At 70.0% G+C, this 20,167-nt stretch carries 20 protein-coding genes and 1 pseudogene; 14 read left to right on the forward strand and 7 right to left on the reverse strand.

The genetic code is table 11. The features are described from left to right. Position 1: 1 nt before the first annotated feature. A complete protein-coding gene (locus DLJ53_RS23800; protein ID WP_111349818.1) occupies positions 2 to 763 on the forward strand; it encodes an ABC transporter ATP-binding protein in 762 nt (253 codons plus the stop codon). Beyond that, on the forward strand, positions 763 to 1,515 hold the full coding sequence (locus DLJ53_RS23805; RefSeq protein WP_111349820.1) for an ABC transporter ATP-binding protein: 753 nt from the start codon (positions 763 to 765) through the stop codon (positions 1,513 to 1,515). Before DLJ53_RS23800 ends, DLJ53_RS23805 begins: the two co-directional genes overlap by 1 nt. A 73-nt stretch (positions 1,516 to 1,588) precedes the next feature. Here DLJ53_RS23805 and DLJ53_RS23810 read toward each other — a convergent pair whose 3' ends face one another. Next, positions 1,589 to 2,515 carry a homocysteine S-methyltransferase family protein gene (locus tag DLJ53_RS23810; RefSeq protein ID WP_111349822.1) on the reverse strand — a complete coding sequence of 309 codons (927 nt, stop codon included), beginning with the start codon at positions 2,513 to 2,515 and terminating at the stop codon, positions 1,589 to 1,591. A 158-nt stretch (positions 2,516 to 2,673) separates the two neighbouring features. Between DLJ53_RS23810 and DLJ53_RS23815 the strand changes: the two genes are divergently transcribed. Beyond that, a complete protein-coding gene (locus tag DLJ53_RS23815; protein ID WP_111349971.1) occupies positions 2,674 to 3,135 on the forward strand; it encodes a cupin domain-containing protein in 462 nt (153 codons plus the stop codon). Positions 3,136 to 3,265: 130 nt separating this feature from the next. Here the strand turns inward: DLJ53_RS23815 and DLJ53_RS23820 are convergent, their stop codons facing one another. The 5 genes from DLJ53_RS23820 to DLJ53_RS23840 form a co-directional block, all read right to left on the reverse strand. Next, a complete protein-coding gene (locus DLJ53_RS23820) occupies positions 3,266 to 4,600 on the reverse strand; it encodes a S41 family peptidase (RefSeq protein ID WP_111349824.1) in 1,335 nt (444 codons plus the stop codon). Next, complete coding sequence (locus tag DLJ53_RS23825) at positions 4,597 to 5,826, reverse strand: murein hydrolase activator EnvC family protein (RefSeq protein WP_111349826.1); 1,230 nt, start codon at positions 5,824 to 5,826, stop codon at positions 4,597 to 4,599. Before DLJ53_RS23825 ends, DLJ53_RS23820 begins: the two co-directional genes overlap by 4 nt. Next, positions 5,823 to 6,332 carry a 23S rRNA (pseudouridine(1915)-N(3))-methyltransferase RlmH gene (locus DLJ53_RS23830; protein ID WP_111349828.1) on the reverse strand — a complete coding sequence of 170 codons (510 nt, stop codon included), beginning with the start codon at positions 6,330 to 6,332 and terminating at the stop codon, positions 5,823 to 5,825. Before DLJ53_RS23830 ends, DLJ53_RS23825 begins: the two co-directional genes overlap by 4 nt. After that, the gene (rsfS, locus tag DLJ53_RS23835; RefSeq protein ID WP_162409509.1) at positions 6,290 to 6,748 is read right to left on the reverse strand and encodes a ribosome silencing factor; all 459 of its coding nucleotides are present in this window, start codon (positions 6,746 to 6,748) and stop codon (positions 6,290 to 6,292) included. The genes DLJ53_RS23830 and rsfS overlap by 43 nt, the downstream gene beginning before the upstream one ends. 356 nt (positions 6,749 to 7,104) lie before the next feature. Further along, entirely contained in the window at positions 7,105 to 8,871 is a 1,767-nt protein-coding gene (locus DLJ53_RS23840) for an acyl-CoA dehydrogenase family protein (RefSeq protein ID WP_111349832.1), read from the reverse strand. Between the two features lie 26 nt (positions 8,872 to 8,897). Between DLJ53_RS23840 and DLJ53_RS23845 the strand changes: the two genes are divergently transcribed. From DLJ53_RS23845 to DLJ53_RS23890, 11 genes and pseudogenes are all read left to right on the forward strand, one after another. Then, positions 8,898 to 9,986: an L-threonylcarbamoyladenylate synthase gene (locus DLJ53_RS23845; RefSeq protein ID WP_111349834.1), complete on the forward strand. Its 1,089-nt coding sequence runs from the start codon at positions 8,898 to 8,900 to the stop codon at positions 9,984 to 9,986. 14 nt (positions 9,987 to 10,000) lie between these two features. Then, on the forward strand, positions 10,001 to 10,924 hold the full coding sequence (locus DLJ53_RS23850) for a histone deacetylase family protein (protein ID WP_111349836.1): 924 nt from the start codon (positions 10,001 to 10,003) through the stop codon (positions 10,922 to 10,924). An 11-nt stretch (positions 10,925 to 10,935) separates the two neighbouring features. Beyond that, a pseudogene (locus DLJ53_RS23855) lies at positions 10,936 to 11,178 on the forward strand (exodeoxyribonuclease VII small subunit); the annotation flags it as partial. 219 nt (positions 11,179 to 11,397) lie between these two features. After that, positions 11,398 to 12,855 (forward strand): MFS transporter, encoded by a 1,458-nt coding sequence (locus DLJ53_RS23860; protein ID WP_111349840.1) that lies wholly within the window; start codon positions 11,398 to 11,400, stop codon positions 12,853 to 12,855. 9 nt (positions 12,856 to 12,864) lie between these two features. Beyond that, a complete protein-coding gene (locus tag DLJ53_RS23865; RefSeq protein WP_111349842.1) occupies positions 12,865 to 13,530 on the forward strand; it encodes an SCO family protein in 666 nt (221 codons plus the stop codon). Between the two features lie 28 nt (positions 13,531 to 13,558). After that, entirely contained in the window at positions 13,559 to 13,690 is a 132-nt protein-coding gene (locus DLJ53_RS36430) for a hypothetical protein (RefSeq protein ID WP_280525521.1), read from the forward strand. Positions 13,691 to 14,176: 486 nt separating this feature from the next. Then, positions 14,177 to 14,896, forward strand: coding sequence for a TlyA family RNA methyltransferase (locus DLJ53_RS23870; RefSeq protein ID WP_111349973.1), 720 nt, complete (start codon positions 14,177 to 14,179; stop codon positions 14,894 to 14,896). Further along, on the forward strand, positions 14,893 to 16,023 hold the full coding sequence (locus DLJ53_RS23875) for a class I SAM-dependent RNA methyltransferase (protein WP_111349844.1): 1,131 nt from the start codon (positions 14,893 to 14,895) through the stop codon (positions 16,021 to 16,023). Before DLJ53_RS23870 ends, DLJ53_RS23875 begins: the two co-directional genes overlap by 4 nt. After that, a complete protein-coding gene (locus tag DLJ53_RS23880) occupies positions 16,020 to 17,084 on the forward strand; it encodes a class I SAM-dependent methyltransferase (RefSeq protein WP_111349846.1) in 1,065 nt (354 codons plus the stop codon). The genes DLJ53_RS23875 and DLJ53_RS23880 overlap by 4 nt, the downstream gene beginning before the upstream one ends. A gap of 95 nt (positions 17,085 to 17,179) precedes the next feature. Further along, on the forward strand, positions 17,180 to 17,563 hold the full coding sequence (locus DLJ53_RS23885; protein ID WP_111349848.1) for a hypothetical protein: 384 nt from the start codon (positions 17,180 to 17,182) through the stop codon (positions 17,561 to 17,563). Positions 17,564 to 17,717: 154 nt separating this feature from the next. Further along, positions 17,718 to 18,998 (forward strand): O-acetylhomoserine aminocarboxypropyltransferase, encoded by a 1,281-nt coding sequence (locus DLJ53_RS23890; RefSeq protein WP_111349850.1) that lies wholly within the window; start codon positions 17,718 to 17,720, stop codon positions 18,996 to 18,998. A 62-nt stretch (positions 18,999 to 19,060) separates the two neighbouring features. Here DLJ53_RS23890 and DLJ53_RS23895 read toward each other — a convergent pair whose 3' ends face one another. Then, a complete protein-coding gene (locus tag DLJ53_RS23895; protein WP_244935147.1) occupies positions 19,061 to 20,104 on the reverse strand; it encodes a COX15/CtaA family protein in 1,044 nt (347 codons plus the stop codon). Positions 20,105 to 20,167: the final 63 nt, after the last annotated feature.

A 20,167-nucleotide genomic window follows, 5' to 3' on the forward strand; every position in this document is an offset into this window, starting at 1 on the left:
CATGATCGAGAACAAGGTGCTCCACGTCGCGGACGTTCAGAAGAACTTCGCCGGGCTGCGCGCGCTGTCGGACATCGACCTGACGATCACCGAGGGCAAGACGCACGCGATCATCGGCCCGAACGGGGCCGGCAAGTCGACGCTGCTCAACGTGGTCGTCGGCCGCATCATCCCCGACGAAGGCGCGGTGGTGTTCGACGGCACGGTAATCACCGGCAAGAAGCCGTACGAGATCAACCAGCTCGGCATCGCCCGGGTGTTCCAGACGCCGGAGATCTTCAACGACCTGACGCTGCTGCAGAACGTCATGGTGCCGGCCTACGCCAAGCGCGACGGGCCGCTGCGCCTCAACGTCCTCACCGCGCTCGACAGCGACACCGACATCCGCCTCGCCGCCGAGGAGATCCTCGAGGACGTCGGCCTCGCCGACAAGCGGCACGCGGACGCCAGCGCCATGTCGCGCGGCGACAAGCGGCGGCTGGAGCTCGCAATGTGCCTGGTGCAGCGGCCCAAGCTCCTGCTGCTCGACGAGCCGACCGCCGGCATGAGCCGCCTCGACACCAACCGCACCATCGACCTCCTGAAGAAGATCAAGGCCGGCGGCATGACCAAGGTGATCATCGAGCACGACATGCACGTCGTCTTCTCGCTCGCCGACATGGTCACCGTGCTCGCGGGCGGGCGCATCATCGCCCAGGGCACGCCCGAGGAGGTCCGCCGCGACCCCAAGGTCCAGGAAGCCTATCTCGGAGGAGCGCACTGATGGCCGCCGTCGACACCCTCGCCCGGACCGCCCCGGCGCCGAGCGCCGAGCCGTTCTTCGCCTGCCGCGACGTCCACGCCTACTACGGCGAGAGCTACATCGTGCAGGGCATCTCGTTCGAGATGAAGGAGGGCGAGGTCGTCGCCCTCCTCGGCCGCAACGGCGCGGGCAAGACGTCGACCCTGCGCACCATCGCCCGCACCGACTCCCCGCAGATGAGGAAGGGCGAGATCTGGCTCGGCGGGCATCCGCTGCACAAGACCAACTCCGTCGGCGCGGCGAAGCTCGGCCTCCAGCTCGTCCCCGAGGACCGGCGCATCATCCCCGGCCTCACGGTGGAGGAGAACCTGAAGCTCGCGCAGATCGCCGAGCCGAAGGGCTGGGAGATCGAACGGGTCTACGAACGCTTCCCCCGCCTCGCCGAGCGGCGGCGCCAGGAGGCGGTGACGATGTCGGGCGGCGAGCAGCAGATGCTGGCGGTCGCCCGCGCCCTCTGCCGCGAGCTGAAGCTCCTGCTTCTCGACGAGCCCTACGAGGGTCTCGCCCCGGTGATCGTGCAGGAGATCGAGAGGATCGTCGCGGAGATCAAGGAAGCCGGCATCACCACCATCATGGTCGAGCAGAACGCCATCGCCGCGCTCCATCTCGCCGACCGCGCGATCATCATGGACATGGGCGAGATCGTCTATACCGGCACGGCGAAGGACGTCCTCGCCGACAAGGCGCTGCGCGAAGAATACCTTGCCGTCTGAGCGGGCGTGTCGGGCGCCCCGGGCGGACGGAGCCGGCCTCGGTTGAGGCCGGCTCCTTCATGTCCGGCGGCGCTCAGGCCGCGACCGGGAGCTGCCGCGCGATCGCCGCGATATGGCGAAGGTCCGTGCCGCAGCAGCCGCCGAAGACGGTGAAGTGCGGGAAGCGGCGGGCGAGCTCGGCCATCTGCCCGCCCAGCTCGCGCGGGTCGCCGTCGTCGAGCTCGGTGGCGTTGTCGAGCTCGGCGTGGCTGCAGCGCGAGGCATTGGCGACGAACCCCTTCACGCGCTCCATCCAGGCCCCCTCGCCCCAGCTCTTCGCGGCATGGTCGGGGTGGGCGCAGTTCACCAGGAAGTAGGCGGCGGCGGAATCGGTCGCGGCATCCACCGCCTCGACCGCCTCTCTCAGCGTCCCGCCGGTCGGCAGGCGCCCGTCGGTCTCCACGGTGAAGGAGATCGCCACCGGCAGTCCCAGCTTGCCGGCCGCCCAGACGATGCCGATCGCCTCCTCCGCGTAGCCGATGGTGAACGCGTTCACCATCTCGACGCCGCCGCCGGCGAAGATGGCGATCTGCCGGCAGTGATAGGCCTCGGCGCGCTCCGCCGACATCACCATCTCGGGCGCGTACCCGTCGGCGCGCGGGCCGACCATGCCGGACACGATCGTCGGCACGGCGCCCGCGCGGGCCTGCGCCGCGGCGGCGAATTCGACCGCCTTGCGGTTGACGGTGTCGAGCCGCTCGCCGGCGTAGCCGATGGGCGCGCTGCGGTCGGCGTTCGCGGTCCAGGTGAAGGTGTCGAGGATCACCCCCGCGCCCACCTCGCGCGCCGTCTCGACGAGGGCGTCGTAGTACGAGGCGAGGAGCGCAGCGCCGTCTGCCGTCTCCATCAGCGGATAGGCGGCGAAACCGGGCAGCTCGATGCCCTTGTTGAAAATAATGTCCGTTTCGTTGCCCGTGTACTGCAGAAACGGCTGTGTCATCTGCGGAAGCTTATGGTTCATAGGGTGTCATCCCTTTGCGGGCTCGGCCGCATGTTCAAGCATTTTTGTCTCAAGGTGGCGCGGAGGGTTCGACGCCGCGTCTTGTAAATGCGAAGTTGGCGACGACCCGCCGCGAAACTGTGCTGCGGAGCACTTGACTGAACAAAATGGACAAGAAGATGAGCGAGACCGATTGGCGCCTCAACGGCGTGCGGATCGTCAAGGCCAACGAGCTGGATCCCAACACGGCCACGACGCCGGGCATGGACCGCGCCGCCGCGATCAACTTCGCGAAGGCGGGCGCGCAGAAGCTGTGGGCCGGAACGGTTTCGATCCATCCGGACGCCAAGACCGGCGCGCATCACCACGGCCACTTGGAGTCGGTGATCTACGTGGTTCGCGGGCGGGCGCGCATGCGCTGGGGCGACAAGCTGCAATATGTGGCCGAGGCCGAGCCGGGCGACTTCATCTTCGTGCCGCCCTACGTCCCGCATCAGGAGATCAACGCGATGACCGACGAGACGCTGGAATGCGTCCTCGTGCGCTCGGACCAGGAGCCGGTGGTCGTGAACCTCGACATCGATCCGGTGGAGTCGCCCGAGCCGGTGCGCTGGACCGACCCCAACCACCCGGCGGAGTAACCCGCCCGGGACGCCGCGCCGCCGCCCGGCCGCGAGGCCCGGGCCCCGGCGCGGCGCGACCGGCTCCGATGCGCGGCGCATAAAAAAAGGCGGGCCGAGGCCCGCCTTTCGTGTGTCCGGCCTAGGCCGATCAGTTCGGCACGCCGTCCTGCGGGTTCGGCGGGAAGGCGTCGGACATCTCGTCGCCATGCAGCAGACTGATGCCGTACTTGAGCTGGACGTCGTCAGCGCGATCGGTCGGCACGTAGGTCAGCGAGCCGGAGCGCTCCTCGCCCTGGCCGTCCTCGACATTGAGGTGGCCACGCAGGGAGGATTCGCCGCGCGCCTCGACCTTGCCCTTCAGCTCGTCCGGCAGCGGCTGGATCACCTCGATGTCCGGGTCGATGCCGCGCGCCTGGATGGAGCGGCCGGACGGGGTGTAGTAGCGCGCCGTCGTCAGGCGGATGGCACCGTTGGCGCCGAGCGGGACGATGGTCTGCACCGAGCCCTTGCCGAAGGACTGGGTGCCGACGATGGTCGCCCGCTTCTGGTCCTGCAGCGCGCCGGCGACGATCTCGGATGCCGAGGCCGAGCCGCCGTTGATCAGCACGATCAGCGGCTTGCCGTCGATCAGGTCGCCGAGCTCGGCGGTGTAGCGCTGGGCCTTGTCCTCTTCGCGGCCGCGGGTGGAGACGATCTCGCCTTCGTTGAGGAAGGAGTCGGAAACGTCCACAGCCTCGTTGAGGAGGCCGCCCGGGTTGTTGCGCAGGTCGAGGACGAAGCCCTTGAGGCCCTTGTCGCCGGCTTCCTCGGTCAGTGCCTTCACGCCTTCGCGAACGCCGCTGGTGGTGCGCTCGTTGAAGGAGGAGATGCGCACGTAGCCGATGTCGCCCTCCATGATCTCCCACTTGACCGACTGGATCTGGATCTTGGCGCGGGTGATCGCGATGTCGATCGGGTCGGTGACGCCTTCACGGCGCACGGTGATGGTGATCTCGGTGTCGACGGGGCCGCGCATCTTGTCCACCGCTTCGGCGAGCGAGAGGCCCATGACCTCCTCGCCGTCGAGGTGGGTGATCAGGTCGCCGGCCTGGACGCCGGCCTTGAACGCCGGCGTGTCGTCGATGGGCGAGACGACCTTGATGTAGTCGCCCTCCATCGTGACCTCGATGCCGAGGCCGCCGAACTCGCCGGAGGTCTGGACCTGCATGTCGGCGAAGTCGTCCGGCGGCATGTAGCTGGAGTGCGGGTCGAGGGAGGTCAGCATGCCGTTGATGGCGGCAGCGATGAGCTGCTTCTCGTCCGGCGCCTCGACGTACTGGGCGCGAACACGCTCGAACACGTCGCCGAACAGGTTGAGCTGGCGGTATGTGTCAGCTGAGGCCGCATTCGCACGCGCCAGGATCGCCCCAGGATCTGCGAGCGCGACGGCACCCGCCGCGCCCAGCGCCGCACCCGTCATCAACAAACCGATTCGACGGATCATCCACTTGTCCTTCCTGCATCGGCCGTGGCCTCGCGCCACCAGCCATGACTGTCGATCGCGACGCGATCCTTTCGGAGCTCAATGTAAAGGGCTGGCCTTGAGCCAAGAAGGTCGGACCCTTTGACGCTGGTGGAGACGGCGGCAGAGCGACGGGCGGACTGTCCCATCCGTCCCAACGGAGCACCCGGCTCGACCCTGTCACCGATCACGACCGACGTCGATTCTAACCCGGCCAGGACCATATGGTAACCATCGCCAGCGTCCAGGATCAAGACTTGGCCGTAGTCACTAAATGGTGCCGAAAACAGCACGGTGGCGGCCATAGGGGCAAAGACGGTCGCCTCCGGCAAGGCCGCGATGGTGCGGCCACTCGACACGTCTCCGGAACCCGTCGCCTCGCCGAACGTTGAGACGACCCTCCCCGCCACCGGCTCGGCGAGCGACCCCTTGCGCGTCTCGAAGTTCAGCGACGCCGGCGCGGCGTCCACCACGCCGCTGCGCGTCAGTCGGTCGATCAGGCCCGAGACGGTCCGCTCCTCCTCCGCGAGGCGGGCAAGGTCCGCCGACGCGCGCTCCTTCTCGTAGAGCGAGAGGGCGCGGCGCCGCTGCAGCTCGGCACTCGCCTCGTCCATCTGCCGCCGCTCGGCGTTGAGCTGCGAAAGGTCCTCGCGCAGCGCCGCCCAGCTCGCCCGCTCGTCCGCCTCGAGGCGCGCCGCGCGCGCCAGGGTGTCGGTCAGCGTCCGGGCGTTGCTGTCGAGCTCCGGGAGCACGGCGTTCAGGAGGATCGCGCCGCGCACGGTCCTCGTCGGGTCGCCGGTGTCGCCGAAGAGGGCCGGCGGCGGGCGCCGGCCGATCCGCTGCAGCGCCATCAGGACGGCCGCGAGCTCGCCGCGCTTGTCGGCGAGGTCCTTGCGGATCCCGGCCTGGTCGTCGGTCAGGCGCTCCAGCGCCTCCTCCCGCTCGGCGATGCGCGACTCGAGGGCGGCGACCTTGTCGGCCGCGTCCTCCGCCTGCTCGCGCAGGCGCGCCTCGTCGCTCGCGAGGTCGATCAGCTCGTCACCCAGCTCGCTGGCCCGCGCCTCGGCGGCGGCGGTGCTCTCGCGCAGGCGTTCCAGGCGCTGCATCAGCTGCTGGCGCTCACGCGACACGCCCCCCTCGCCGTCCTGGGCGACCGCCGGTCCGAGTCCGGCGATCAGGAGGGCGGCGAAGACGAGCGATCGGATCATGCGCGGTGATAGGGATGCCCGAGGCGGATCGTCACCGCCCGATAGAGTTGTTCCAGCAGGATCGCGCGCGCCAGCAGGTGCGGCAGCGTCATCGGTCCGAGCGAGACGATATGGTCGGCGGCGTTAAGCACGGCCTTACCGTGCCCGTCGGCGCCGCCGATGGCGAAGGTCACGTTTGCGTGACCGGAGTCCAGCCAGCCCTGGATGCGGTGCGCGAGGTCCGCACTGGACCACGGGGTGCCGGTCTCGTCCAGCACCACCAGCGGTCCCGGCTTGCGGGCCCCGATGATCTTCTCGGCCTCGAGCGCCGCCTTCGTGGGGCCCACGGCTTCCGAAAATTCCCGGACCGTGACGGAGGACAGCCCCAACGAACGGCCGATGCGCTCGGCACGCTCCATGTATCGGCCGCACAGCTCGGCTTCGGGGCTCTGCCCGGCCTTGCCGACGGCAAGGATCAGTAGATTCAGACGACGAGCTCCACCTGCGCCGCCGAGTCCATCTGCCACATCTTCTCGAGGTTGTAGAAGCTTCTCACCTCGGGACGAAACACGTGGATAACGACATCACCGGTATCGATCAGGACCCAATCGCAGCTATTGAGGCCTTCCACCTTCACGGCCTTGGCACCGTTGTCCTTCAGATCGCGAAGGAGACGGTCGGCAACAGCGCCGACGTGTCGGTGGGATCGGCCCGATGCGACCACCATGTGGTCGGCGATCGGTGTCTTGCCGGTCACATCGATGGCGACGATGTCCTCGGCCTTGGAATCTTCAAGGCTCTCGAGGACGACGGCGAGGGGCACGGCGATATCGCCGGCGTCCTCACTATGAGACGAGATCGCCCCATTTGACGTCAATGCCATGTGTGCGCGGGTTCCTTTCCTAGAACGTCGCCTAAATAGGCCTTCGAATCGAGCGGCCATGCGGGAAAGATAGGTTTTTGTCCATGATGTTTTCAAGACTACAAATGCGTCTTGAACCCGCAAAGCCCCCAATCTGTGGAGGGTTGTCAAGCCGGCTGGCATGGAGCTGACTAGCTCCCCCGAAGATCGCGCGGCTTTCACCCCGCCATCGCCGCCTTCGCCTCCCCCCGGTCATGATCTCGGGATCCTGATCGCCGCGCCCGCCCATCAGCGACCCTTATGGGCGGCGCCGCGCTCATGCTCCCGCTGCCGTCCCGCCGCCTGCCGACCACACGCGCGCCGCACTGCGCCGCCTGCCGCCGACCGGGAACGGAAGCGGCGGACGGCGCCGATGCGCCCCCGCCGCGTCCGGCAGGTCACGCCGCCAGGATGTCCGGCGTCGCGGCAAGGATGTCGTCCGAGCCCGCGACGGCGTTCTCCGCCAGCGACGGAACCGACGCCACGTAAGCCTCGCAGAAGAAGCGCGCAAGACCGGCCCGCCCCGCCGCGGCACCATTTTCCGCATGGAGCGCCGCTTTCATGAGGTACGCGCCGCCCGCGGTCAGGCCCATGGCGCGCAGGAACGGCGTCGCTCCGGCGAGCGCCTTGTCGAGCTCGCCCGCGCCGAGCGAGGCGCGAAGCGCCGTCGCGGCCTCGGCGACCGCGTCGATCGCCGTCTCCAGCCGCCTGGCGGCGCCGCCGAGGGCGAGGTCGTTCGCGCCGCGCGCCGCCTCCGCGATGCCGTGCAGCTCCTTCAGGTAGGCGGCGAGCACCTCGCCGTCGGCCATGGTGATCTTGCGGCGGACCAGGTCGATGGCCTGGATGCCGTTGGTCCCCTCGTAGATCGTGAAGATGCGCGCGTCGCGGAAGTGCTGGGCGGCGCCCGTCTCCTCCACGTAGCCCATCCCGCCATGCACCTGGATGCCCAGCGAGGACACCTCGACGCCGATGTCGGAGGCGAACGCCTTGGCGATCGGCGTCAAGAGATCGGCCCGCGCCTTCCAGAAGTCGGCGTCCGGCCGGCCCGGACGACCCCGGTCGATGGCGACGGCGCAGGCATAGCAGATCGCCCGCGCCGCTCGTGTCATGCCGCGCATCGTCAGCAGCATGCGCTTCACGTCCGGGTGGTAGGCGATGGGGGCCGGGCCGCCCTCGGCCCAGGTCGCCGCCGCGCCCTGCCGGCGCTCCATGGCGAAGGCGACGGCCCGCTGCGTCGCCCGCTCGGCCACCGCCGCGCCCTGCATGCCGACCGACACGCGCGCCTGGTTCATCATCGTGAACATCGCGTTGAGGCCGCGACCCGGTTCGCCGACGAGGTAGCCGATCGCCCCCTCGCCCTTCGTGCCGTAGGCCATGGTGCAGGTCGGCGAGGCGTGGATGCCGAGCTTGTCCTCGACGCCGACGCACTCGACGTCGTTGCGCTCGCCCAGCGAGCCGTCATCGTTCACCAGGAACTTCGGCACCAGGAAGAGCGAGATGCCGCGGGTCCCCTCCGCCGCGTCCGGCAGGCGGGCGAGGACGAGGTGGATGATGTTGTCGGTGAGGTCGTGCTCGCCGTAGGAAATGAAGATCTTCTGCCCGAAGACGCGGTAGTGGTCGCCCTCCGGCACGGCCTTCGCCTTGAGTGTGCCGAGGTCGGAGCCGGCCTGCGGCTCGGTGAGGTTCATGGTGCCGGTCCACTCGCCGGCGATCATCCTGGGGAGGTAGGTCGCCTTCAGCGCGTCCGAGGCGTGGGCCTGCAGCGCCTCGACGGCGCCGACGGTCAGCAGCGGGTTGAGGGAGAAGCCCGCGTTGGCCTGGTTGACAATGTCGGTGAGGACGATCTGGAGCGACATCGGCAGGCCCTGGCCGCCGTACTCCTCCTCGCCGGTCAGCGAGCCCCAGCCCCCTTCGACCCACGCGCGATAGGCCTTGTCCCAGCCCTTCGGCGTCGTCACCGTGGCCCCGTCGCGACGCGAGTGCTCGCGGTCGCCCACCTCGTTCAGCGGCGCCAGCTCCTCCTCGGCGAAGCGGCCCGCCTCGGTCAGGATCGCCAGGACGTCATCCTCGCCGAGCTCGACGGCGCCCGCTTCGCGCGCTTCGGCGAGGCCCGCGACTTTCTCGAGCGCGAACACCATCTCATCGACTGCAGCGGTATACGTCATGTGCTTTCCCCCCGTATAACCCGACTATGACAATAAGCGCTGAAACGGCACGTGGCACCGGCTCCAGGGCCGAAAGAATTTCGGCGGAGCCTCAAGGGCCTGCGCTCGCCCGCGCCATTGCGGTGCTTGCCGCCGACGACCTCGCGGCGCTGCCGACGGAAACGGTGTACGGCCTTGCCGCACGGGCCGCATCGGATGCGGCCGTGGCGCGTCTCTACGCCGCAAAAGGCCGCCCGTCGACCAACCCGCTGATCGTCCACGTCGCGTCGCTCGAGCAGGCCGCGCGCTTCGCCGACACGGCGCCCGCTGCGGCCGTCGCGGACCTCTGGCCCGGCCCGCTGACGGCGGTCCTCGCCCTCACCGACCCGTCCGCGATCGCCGCCGCGGCGCTCGCCGGCGGCAGCACCGTCGCGGTCCGCATCCCCGCCTCGCCTTTCTTCCGCGCGGTGGCGGAGGCGGTCGGCCCGATCGTCGCGCCCAGCGCCAACCGCTCGGGCCGCATCTCCCCGACGAGCGCCGACGCCGTCGCCGAGGAGCTGGCCGACCGGATCGACCTGATCGTCGACGCCGGCCCCTGCCGCGTCGGCCTCGAGTCGGCCGTCGTCGACCTCACCGGCCCGCCGCGGCTCCTGCGCCCCGGCGGGATCGCCCTCGCCGAGCTCGAGGCGCGGCTCGGCCCCGTCGCTCTCGGCGGGGAGGCGGCCGCCTCCGGCCCGCTGCGGTCGCCGGGCCTCCTCTCGTCCCACTACGCGCCGCGCGCCCGCGTACGCCTCGACGTCCCGGCGGCGGAGGTGCGCGAGGGCGAAGCGTGGCTCGCGCTGGGCCCCGAGCCGTCGGCCGCCGGCGAGGCGTTCACCGTGCGCCTCTCCGAGACCTGCGACCTCGATGAAGCCGCGCGACGGCTCTACGACGGACTGCGTCACCTCGACGCGACGGGCGCCGCCACGATCGCCGTCTCGCCGATCCCGGCCGAGGGCATCGGCCTTGCGATCCGCGACCGGCTGCGGCGCGCCGCCGCGCCGCGCCCCGGCGACGACGCCCGGGGCCTCCACGACAACGACGCGGCGGCCTGCCCGCCCCATCCGGACCCGACCCAACCAACTCAAGAACGATAAGGCGACGGCTCAAGATGACCCTTCTCTATTCCGACCCCATCTTCGGCCGGCACAAGACGCCACCGGGGCACCCCGAGTGCGCCGAGCGGTTCGCCGCGGTCGAGCGGGCGCTCGCCCACCCGAAGTTCGAGCCGCTGCCGCGCCGCACCGCCGCCCCCGCCAGCGATGCGGCGATCACCGCCGTCCACCCGGAGGCCTATATCGCCAGGCTCGACGCGCTGGTACCGGCGGAGGGTCTCGTCGCCGTCGACGCCGACACCGCCATGGGCCCCAACACCATGAAGGCCGCGCGCACCGCGAGCGGCGCGGCGATCGCCGCGACCGACGCGGTGATGGCAGGCGAGGCGAAGAACGCGTTCATCCTCGGCCGCCCGCCCGGCCACCACGCGGAGAAGTCCCGCGCGATGGGCTTCTGCTTCCTCAACCACGTCGCCATCGCCGCCCGCCACGCCCAGAAGGCGCATGGAATCGGCCGCGTCGCCATCGTCGACTTCGACGTCCACCACGGCAACGGCACGCAGGACATCTTCTGGGACGACCCCAGCGTCTTCTACGCGTCGACGCATCAGATCCCGCTCTATCCGGGCACCGGCGAGGCCAACGAGCGGGGCATCGGCAACATCCTCAACGTGCCGCTGCCGCCGGGGACGGCGAGCTCGCTCTACCGCACGCTGTTCGACGGCGCGGTGATGCCGGCGCTGAACGCCTTCGAACCGGAGCTCCTCATCCTGTCGGCCGGCTTCGACGCGCACCAGGACGACCCCCTCGGCGGCATCCGCCTCACCGACGAGGATTTCGTGTGGATCACGCGGCGAATGATGGACCTTGCAGATCGGTGTTGCGGCGGACGCATCGTATCTTCGCTCGAAGGCGGCTATGACCTGGCCGCGCTCGGGCGCTGCGTCGCCGGCCACGTCTCCGAGCTGATGTCCGCGTAAGGAGAGTTCTCATGAGCGAAGCCAACCGCCCCGACGTCGCGACGATGACCTTCGAGGCCGCGATGGGCGAACTCGAGGCGATTGTCGACAAGCTGGAGAAGGGCAACGTCCCGCTCGAGGAGTCGATCGCCTACTACGAGCGCGGCGAGGCTCTGAAGACCCGCTGCGACGCCCTCCTCAAGAATGCCGAAATGCGCGTCGAGAAGGTGCGCCTGAAGGCGAGCGGCGAGCCCTCGGGGACCGAGCCGCTGGACAAAAGCGAGCGCCCGTCGGCGCCCGCTTCGGCGCCGGCCCCGGTCGACGACGACATCCCGTTCTGACCCTCCTGAGGGCCCGTTGATTTCCTTCGGGCCCGATCGACCACGATCCGACATGCCCGGGTCACGCGGCGCGGGCATTTTCCCCCTCGACACGGCGTTCGACTGCGCGATATCCGCGGTCTTACCCCGACGCGAGTGACATGGGCGGCGAGTATGTCGAGTGGGACCATCAGCGAGACCCAGGAGCCGGTCAGCGTGCGCAGCGCACTTGCGCCGGTCGCCGCCCTCCTCCTCGGCACGGCGCTCCTCTACCTGGGCTACGGACTGCAGGCGACGCTGATCCCGCTGCGCGCGGACTTCGAGGGCTTCTCGCGCGTCGCCATCGGCCTCCTCAGCTCGACCTACTATGCGGGCTTCGTCGCCGGCTGCGTCTTCGCGCCGTACCTTATCCTGCGAGCCGGCCACATCCGCGCCTTCGCGGCGATGGTCTCGCTCGTCTCCGCGGCCGCGCTCTCGTTCCCGCTGGTGACCGACGAGATCTCGTGGATGCTGTTCCGCTTCGGGACCGGCTTCTGCATCTCCGGCCTCCTCGTCGTCATCGAGAGCTGGCTGAACGAGAAGGCGACGAACGCCACCCGCGGCACGGTGATGAGCACGTACATCGTCATCACCTACGCGACGATCAGCATCGGCCAGCTCGGTGTCGCGGTGCAGCCGATCTCCTCGTTCACGCTGTTCGCGCTGTGCTCGATCATGCTGTCGATCGCGGCGGTCCCGGTGGCGCTCACCAAGGCGAGCCAGCCGGCGCCGATCCCGGTGGTGAAGTTCAATCCCGGCATGCTGTGGTCGACCGCGCCGGCGGCGTTCGTCGGCTCGTTCCTGTCGGGCGTGATGGCGGGCTCGTTCAACGGCCTCGGCTCGATCTTCGCCATCGATTCCGGCTTCCGCACCGACGAGGCGGCGATCTTCGTGTCCGCCTCGGTGATGGGCGGGGCGATCGGCCAGTATCCGCTCGGCCGCATCTCCGACTTCGTCGACCGGCGCCTCGTGCTGCTGGGGGCGGCGAGCGCGACGGCGACCATCGCCTTCCTGCTCGCCTTCGCCGACTTCCTGCCGGACGTGATGATCCTGTGCTTCGGCTTCGTCGTCGGCCTGACGATGCTGCCGGTCTACTCGGTCGCCGCGGCGCACGCGTACGACTGGACCCCGTCGGAGGACATCGTCGCGACGTCCGCCGCGCTCCTCGTGGTGTTCGGCGTCGGCTCCATCGTGGGCCCGCTCATCGCCTCGACGATGATGGCGATCATCGGCCCGGGCGGCCTCTTCCTCACCATCGCGGTCAGCGCCGTGTCGCTCGCGATCTTCGTGTCGGCCCGCATCACCATGCGCAGCCGCCCGAAGGAGGAGATGCGCTCGGACTTCGACTACGCCTCGACCGCCGTCGTCGGCGGCGCGATCACGCCGGAGCCGATCGCCGAGGACGACCCGTCGCTGGAGCTTCCCACCGGCTTCAGCTGGATGGAGGCCGGCATCGAGGACGACGACGTCCACAGCGGCGACACCATCGAGGCGCCGCCGGAGGCGAGCGACGTCCTGGAACCCGCCCTTGCGACGGAAGAGCCTCTTCCATCCGAGGACGCGAAACGCGATATCGAGCCCGGAGCGACGTAAAGGGTTATCATGAAAGCGGTCCGTATCGTCCTTTGGGGCCTCGTTCTCGCCGTCGGCGCGGTGGTTGCCGGCGTGACAGTCGGGCGCCTGCTGACGGACACGCCGATGGTGTCCAACACCCCGCTCGGCGCGGCGCAGCAGCGCGCGAAGTACGAGCAGGCGGGCGGCCCCTTCACGGCGATCAACACCAGGGGCGAGACGGTCACCGAGGAGGACCTCGAGGGCAAGCCGCGGGCGATGTTCTTCGGCTTCACCCATTGCCCGGACGTCTGCCCGACGGCGATGCTGGAGGCGCAGCAGTGGCTCGACGCGCTGGGTGACAAGGCGGACGACCTCAACGTCGTCTTCGTGACGGTCGACCCGGAGCGCGACACGCCGGAGGTTCTCGGCCAGTACATCGGCGCCTTCGACGAGCGGATCGTCGGCCTCGTGCCGCCGGACCTCGACGCGCTCGCGAAGATGGCCGAGGAGTACGGCATCGTCTACAACAAGGTGCCGCTCGGCGAGGGCGACTACACGATGAGCCACACGGCCGACACGCTGCTGTTCGACGCCGAGGGCAAGTATGCGGGGTTCATCCCGTTCACGTCGTTCGCGGTGCGGCAGAACGAGGCGCAGACCGCGCAGGCGACGGACAAGGCGGTCGAGCAGTTGAGGGGTCTGGTCGGCGGCTGAGCGCCGGCCGCGACGATGGGGTGAGCGGGTGAGCACCACGGCGGCGATTTCCATCACGGCGGCGATCTTCCTGCTCGCGCTGGGGGTGACGATGTGGGCGACGATGGGCGCCACGATCTTCGCCGTGCTGGCCGAGTTCGGCCAGCTCATCTGCGGCTGACGCCCCCACGCCCCCACGCCCCTCAGCCCAAGAAGCCACCCACCCCATACAAACCGTCCTCTCTCGTCTCCTCTCCACTTCCCTTCCCTTCCTTCCCCGCGAGGCGGTCCCGCTGGCGGCGCCACGGGCACGGCCCTGCGCCTGTTTCCCGGAGCCGGCCGTCGCTGAAGCCCGGTCGGAGCCATGGCGGGAGGCCGCGCAAGGCCGAAGAACGAAGTGTGCCTTGCGCGGCCTCCCTCCATGGCTCAGGGCTTCTGAAGCGATGGCCGGCTCCGGGGGACAGGCGCCCCGCCCTGTTTTCTGGTGAGGCCAGAGCCCCTTCGGCGCCTCCCCCCGGGCCGCCCACCCGCCGAGAGGAAGGGGATCGCCGGCCCTGGAACCGTTCCAGCCGGACGGCGAACGCGCTAGAACGTCCGGCATGTCCGTTCGCTCCGCATTCCCCCGATCCCGCCACTTCTCCGTCCCGCCGACATGGGGCGCGAGGTGATGCGGCTCGATCAGGCGCTGGTGGAGCGCGGGCTCAGCCGGACGCGGAGCCAGGCGCGGGAGGCGATCCTTCGCGGGGCGGTCCGGGTGGACGGGCAGGTCGTCACGCGTGCGGCGCACCGGGTCGGCGGCGGGACGCTGCTGGAGACCGTCGGCGAGTCGTGGGTCAGCCGGGCCGCGCACAAGCTGATCGCGGCGCTCGACGCGTTCGGGATCGACCCGGCGGGCGCGCGCGCGCTCGACGTCGGGGCCTCGACGGGGGGCTTCACCGAGGTGCTTCTGTCACGCGGCGCGGCGCATGTGGTGGCGCTCGACGTCGGCCACGGCCAGCTCGCCGCATCGCTGCGGGGCGACCCGCGGGTGACCGTGATGGAAGGTGTCAACGCGCGGCATCTGAGCGGCGCGGACCTTGCCTATGCGCCGGACCTCATCGTGTCCGACGTCAGCTTCATCTCGCTGCGGCTGGCGCTGCCGCCGGCACTCGGGCTCGCCGCGCCCGGCGCGCGCCTCGTGGCGCTGGTGAAGCCGCAGTTCGAAGTGGGGCCGGCGCACATCGGCAAGGGCGGCATCGTCAAGGACGAGCCGGCGGCGCTCCGGGCGGTCGCCGACGTCAGCGCCGCGATCGCCGCCTGCGGCTATTCGGTCTCGGATGCGATCCCCTCGCCGATCGAGGGCGGAGACGGCAACCGCGAGTGGCTGCTCGCGGCGGAGCGGCTGTGAGCGCCGTGCCTGAGGCCGTCGATACCGCGCCCGGCGGCGCCGTGCCGGCGGCGGTCGGGTCCTGTCCGCTCTTCGGCCGCTGCGGCGGGTGCAGCGCGCTGGACCGGCCGGCGGACGACTATGCCGAGGCAAAGCGCGCGGCGGTCGTGGCGGTGCTCGCCGCCCGCGGCATCACTGTCCCGGTCGAGCCGCTTCGCCGCCTCCCCTTCGCGAGCCGCCGCCGCGCGACCTTTACCGCCGTCGCCGACAAGGCGGGAGTCCGCGTCGGCTATCAGGCGGCCCGCTCGCACGAGGTGGTGGACGTCGCCGCCTGTCCGGCGCTCGACCCGGCGCTCGCGGCGGCGCTCCCGGAGATCCGGGCGATCGGCAAGGCGGCCGCCGAGGCCGGCAAGGCGCGCCTCACCGCGACGCTCTGCAGCAACGGCATCGACCTCGCCGTCACCCGCGAGGCACCGAAGCCGCCGAAGGGCGGCAAGCGGCGCGGCAAGGCTCCCCGCCGCCGGCCGCTGATGGTGGATGCACCCGGCATCCTGCGGGTCACGGTCGACGGCGAGATCGCCATCATGCGCGAGGTGCCGGCGGTCGTCTTCGACGGCGTCTCCGTCCCGTTCCCGCCAGCGGCCTTCCTGCAGGCGAGCCGCGCCAGCGAGACGCTGATGGTGGACCTCGTCACCGCCGCGGTGGGCGACGCGGCGACGGTCGCGGACCTCTTCTGCGGCCTCGGCACGTTCGCCGTCCCCCTCACCCGCACCGCGAAGGTCACGGCAGTGGAGATCGACGGCCCCGCCCTCGACGCGCTGGAGGCGGGGATGGCGCACACCAGCGGGCGGCGCGGCCTCACCGCGATCCGCCGCAACCTGATGCAGCATCCGCTGTCGCCGAAGGAGCTCAACGTCGACGCGGTGGTGTTCGACCCGCCGCGCGCCGGGGCCGAAGCGGTCGCGACCTCCCTCGCCCGCTCGAGTGTGCCGCGCATCGTCGCCGTCTCGTGCGAGCCGAGGACGCTGGCGCGCGACCTCGCGATCCTCGTCGAGGGCGGCTACACAATCACGCAGGTGGTTCCGGTCGACCAGTTCGTGGGCACGGACCATATCGAGGTGGTCGCCACTCTGGAGGGTACGCGATGACGCCGGTGGAACGCTTCGCCATGCGCGCCCGCTTCGGGCTGGCCCAGGCCGCGCGCGTCGGCTGGTACGCGTCGCAGAACGCGGCCGGCGTCCGGGTCGGCCGGGAGGCGGGCCGCGACCTTCCGCCCCCGCCCAAGCCGGTGATCGAGGCGCCGGCCGGAATCCCGAACCGCGCCGAACTGCTGAAGCACGTGCGCAAGCTCCTCGTTCGCGACCTCGCCAACGTCGAGGCCGGCCTCTATCCGATGCCGGTGGACGAGCCGGACGGCCTGCGCGGCCTCATCGAGCGGCGGGGGATGTACCTGAAGGACATTCCCAACATCGTGCGCCGCCGGGCGACGCGGTCCCACCAGGAGGTCGACCGCAGCGGCGGCAAGCGCCCGCGCTACTACATGCAGAACTTCCACTTCCAGACCGACGGCTGGATGACGGAGGACTCCGCCAGGCTCTACGACACCCAGGTCGAGACGCTGTTCCTCGGCGCCGCGGCGGCGATGCGGCGGCAGGGTCTCGTCCCGATCGCCGAAATGGTGCGCGAGCGCGACCAGCGCACGCTCGCCATGCTGGACGTCGCGTCGGGATCCGGCTCGTTCCTGCGGGACGTGCGCCAGGCCTTCCCCCGCCTGCCGATCGTCGCGAGCGACCTCTCCGAGCCCTATGTCGGCCTCGCCCGCAGCAAGGTGGGCTCGCGTTCCGGCAGCGGCGCGGTGGTCGCGGCGGCCGAGAGCCTGCCGTTTGCGACCGGCGGCTTCGACATCGTCTCGACGATCTACCTCTTTCATGAACTGCCGCCGAAGGTGCGCCGGCAGGTGGCGGCGGAGATGGCGCGCGTCGTCGCACCGGGCGGCCGCGTCATTGTCATCGATAGTTTGCAGACAGGTGATACCGCTGAGCTTGATGGGCTTCTGGAGTTGTTCCCGCAGCTCTTTCACGAGCCTTACTATCGCTCCTACTTGACTGAGGACATCGTTGCATTATTCGCTGATGCAGGGCTCGAGCTCATGGCCGGCTGGCCAGCGTTCCTCTCCAAGGTGCAGGTCTTCCAGAAGCCGCAACGCTGAGGAGTGTTTCGCCGCTTATAGAGTCCGGTGTGGTTGGTTTCTCCCGGAACGCCCGCATATGGGGCGAGGCTGACATGAAGCGTTTGCCGAATGGGTTGCGTAAGACTGCTCTGATCGTCGTCGGGATCGCGTGTCTCGTCATCGGCGCGATCACCGCGCCGACTCCTCTCCCGACCGGCGTCCCCCTCCTCGCCATCGGGATCGTCCTGCTGGTGACGATCTCGGCGACGGCGCGCGTCTACGTGCGGCGCCTCAGGGCGTATTCCGGCCCGGTGGACCGCGGTTTCGCGTTCGTCGAGACCCGGGCCGCGCGGCCGATGTCGACGGTGCTGCGGCGCACCCGTCCGCTGGCACGGAAAATCGAGGCCAAGGCGGCGATGAAGGCGGCGAGCGCCGCGCTCCAGTCCGTCCGCGCGCGCAAGGAGCGGGCGTCGGCCCCCGGTCCGGGCGAAGGCGTCCAGGTCCAGCCGCCCGACTGACGCCGCCTTCGCCGGCCGCGCGCACCCGCCCGCGCTCTCACGCTAGCGTCGCCGCCGGCCGGGGAACTCTCGCGCGGCGACGGGAACTTCACAGTACTGTTTGACGCATCCGTGGCGTTGACCCAGAAGTGGGCGAAACCACGGAGGAACCGTCATGGCCGAGAAGTCTCCCGGCTTCAACACACTCTCCATCCACGCCGGCGCGCAGCCCGATCCGACGACCGGCGCGCGCGCCACGCCGATCTACCAGACCACGTCCTACGTCTTCGACGACGTGGATCACGCGGCCTCGCTCTTCGGGCTGCAGGCGTTCGGCAACATCTACACCCGCATCACCAACCCGACGAACGCCGTCCTCGAGGCGCGTGTCGCGGCGCTGGAAGGCGGGACCGCCGCGCTCGCGGTGGCGTCGGGCCATGCCGCACAGGTCAACGTCCTCCATACGCTGATGCAGCCGGGTGACGAGCTCGTCGCCTCCAACAAGCTCTATGGCGGCTCGATCAACCAGTTCACCCACTCGTTCAAGAACTTCGGCTGGAACGTGAAGTGGGCGGACGCGGACGATCCGTCGTCCTTCGCCGCGCAGATCACCGACAAGACGAAGGCGATCTTCTGCGAGTCCATCGCCAACCCCGGCGGCGTGATCATGGACCTCGACGCGATCGCCAAGGTCGCGAAGGACGCGAACGTGCCGCTCATCGTCGACTCGACGATGGCGACGCCGTACCTGATCCGCCCGTTCGAGCACGGCGCGGACATCGTCGTCCACTCGGCGACGAAGTTCCTCGGTGGCCACGGCAACTCCATCGCCGGCGTGATCGTCGACGGCGGCACGTTCAACTGGGTCGGCGACAAGCGCTACCCGATGCTGTCCGAGCCGCGCCCGGAATATGACGGGATGGTGCTGGCAGAGACCTTCGGCAACTTCGCCTTCGCGATCGCGGCGCGTGTGCTGGGGCTTCGCGACCTCGGCGCGGCGCTGTCGCCGATGAACGCGTTCCTGGTGCTGACCGGCATCGAGACGCTGGCGCTGCGCATGCAGCGGCACTGCGAGAACGCGCAGAAGGTGGCCGAATTCCTGTCGACGCACCCGAAGGTGTCGTGGGTCAGCTACCCGGGCCTGCCGGGCGACAAGTACCACGAGCTCGCCAAGAAGTACTGCCCGAACGGGGCCGGCGCGGTGTTCACGTTCGGTCTCGCGGGCGGGTACGACGCGGGCGTCTCGCTGGTCTCGAACCTCGAGCTATTCTCGCACCTGGCGAACATCGGCGACACGCGCTCGCTGGTGATCCACCCGGCGTCGACGACGCACCGCCAGCTCTCCACCGAGGCGAAGATCGCCGCCGGTGCGGGCCCGGACGTGGTGCGCGTGTCGGTCGGCATCGAGAATGCCGAGGACATCATCGCCGATCTCGACCAGGCGCTCGGCAAGTAACGCCCTCCGGCGGCCGCTCCCGGGCGGCCGCCATCCATCGCCTGCCGCGCGTCCGGCGCCCCTCAGGCCCGGACCGGCTCCTCCGACAGGGCCGGCGCCGCGGCGGCCGCCACGCGGGCCGCGTTGTCGACGGCCACCCAGAGCAGGATCGCCGCGACGAACTGGTGCGTCAGCGCCAGATGCACCGGCACATGCAGCAGCACCACCGTGATCCCGATCGCCGCCTGGACGGTGACGATCGCCGCGAGCGCCGTCGTGCGCGCCGCCGCCCCCGTGCGCCGCGCCGCCAGCGCGAGGCCGAGGGTCACGATCCAGAGGATGTAGCCGGCGACGCGGTGGTCGAACTGCACCGTCAGAGGGTTCTCGAACGCGTTGATCCACCAGGGGTGCATCAGGCCGAGCCCGTCGGGGATGAGAGCGCCCGCCATCGTCGGCCACTCGTCGGAGGCGAGCCCGGCGTCGAGCCCGGCGACCAGCGCGCCGAGGAAGATCTGCGCCAGGACGAGGAACGGCAGCACCTTCGAGACCGCCGCGACGCCGCCCGGCACCACGGTCCGCCGCGCCTTCCCGCCGAGGCGGACCGAGAGCCACACCGCCAGGGAAAGGATCACGCACGCCAGCGTCATGTGGATCGCGAGACGGTACTGGCTGACGTCGACGCGCTCGGTGAGGCCGGACGTGACCATCCACCAGCCGACCGCGCCCTGCAGTCCCCCCAGCGCCAGCAGGCCGATCGCCCACGGCTTGAACCAGCCCGGCAGCATCCCGCGGATCCAGAAGAAGGCGAGCGGGATCGCGAAGACGAGGCCGATGGAGCGCGCGACCAGCCGGTGCGCCCACTCCCAGAAGAAGATCTCCTTGAACTCGGCGAGCGTCATGCCGTGGTTGACGAGCGCGTATTCCGGGATCTTCTGGTAGAGCGCGAACGCCTCGTTCCAGGCCGAGTCGGTGAGCGGCGGGATGACGCCGACGATGGGCTGCCACAGCGTGATCGACAGCCCGGAGTCGGTGAGACGCGTCCCTCCGCCGACCACGAGCGTCGCGATGACGAAGGCGGCGACGATGCGCAGCCACCAGACGATTGAAGCGTGCGATCGCACGGGCACTTGCGTGGGCTCTTCCTGCATGGGCTCTGATCTAGCCGCGACGGGGGACCAAGCCAAAGGCTT

It is taken from the genome of Acuticoccus sediminis, from assembly GCF_003258595.1.
Classification (GTDB): Bacteria; Pseudomonadota; Alphaproteobacteria; order Rhizobiales; family Amorphaceae; genus Acuticoccus; species Acuticoccus sediminis.

Coding starts and splice junctions, on each gene's coding strand:
- DLJ53_RS23840 (WP_111349832.1), bottom strand. CDS start 8,871: ATGACGTATACCGCTGCAGTCGATGAGATGGTGTTCGCGCTCGAGAAA.
- DLJ53_RS23890 (WP_111349850.1), top strand. CDS start 17,718: ATGGCCGAGAAGTCTCCCGGCTTCAACACACTCTCCATCCACGCCGGC.
- DLJ53_RS23820 (WP_111349824.1), bottom strand. CDS start 4,600: ATGATCCGTCGAATCGGTTTGTTGATGACGGGTGCGGCGCTGGGCGCG.
- DLJ53_RS23805 (WP_111349820.1), top strand. CDS start 763: ATGGCCGCCGTCGACACCCTCGCCCGGACCGCCCCGGCGCCGAGCGCC.
- DLJ53_RS23815 (WP_111349971.1), top strand. CDS start 2,674: ATGAGCGAGACCGATTGGCGCCTCAACGGCGTGCGGATCGTCAAGGCC.
- DLJ53_RS23880 (WP_111349846.1), top strand. CDS start 16,020: ATGACGCCGGTGGAACGCTTCGCCATGCGCGCCCGCTTCGGGCTGGCC.
- DLJ53_RS23870 (WP_111349973.1), top strand. CDS start 14,177: ATGCGGCTCGATCAGGCGCTGGTGGAGCGCGGGCTCAGCCGGACGCGG.
- DLJ53_RS23825 (WP_111349826.1), bottom strand. CDS start 5,826: ATGATCCGATCGCTCGTCTTCGCCGCCCTCCTGATCGCCGGACTCGGA.
- DLJ53_RS23800 (WP_111349818.1), top strand. CDS start 2: ATGATCGAGAACAAGGTGCTCCACGTCGCGGACGTTCAGAAGAACTTC.
- rsfS (WP_162409509.1), bottom strand. CDS start 6,748: ATGGCCGCTCGATTCGAAGGCCTATTTAGGCGACGTTCTAGGAAAGGA.
- DLJ53_RS23850 (WP_111349836.1), top strand. CDS start 10,001: ATGACCCTTCTCTATTCCGACCCCATCTTCGGCCGGCACAAGACGCCA.
- DLJ53_RS23810 (WP_111349822.1), bottom strand. CDS start 2,515: ATGAACCATAAGCTTCCGCAGATGACACAGCCGTTTCTGCAGTACACG.
- DLJ53_RS23865 (WP_111349842.1), top strand. CDS start 12,865: ATGAAAGCGGTCCGTATCGTCCTTTGGGGCCTCGTTCTCGCCGTCGGC.
- DLJ53_RS23860 (WP_111349840.1), top strand. CDS start 11,398: ATGTCGAGTGGGACCATCAGCGAGACCCAGGAGCCGGTCAGCGTGCGC.
- DLJ53_RS23845 (WP_111349834.1), top strand. CDS start 8,898: ATGACAATAAGCGCTGAAACGGCACGTGGCACCGGCTCCAGGGCCGAA.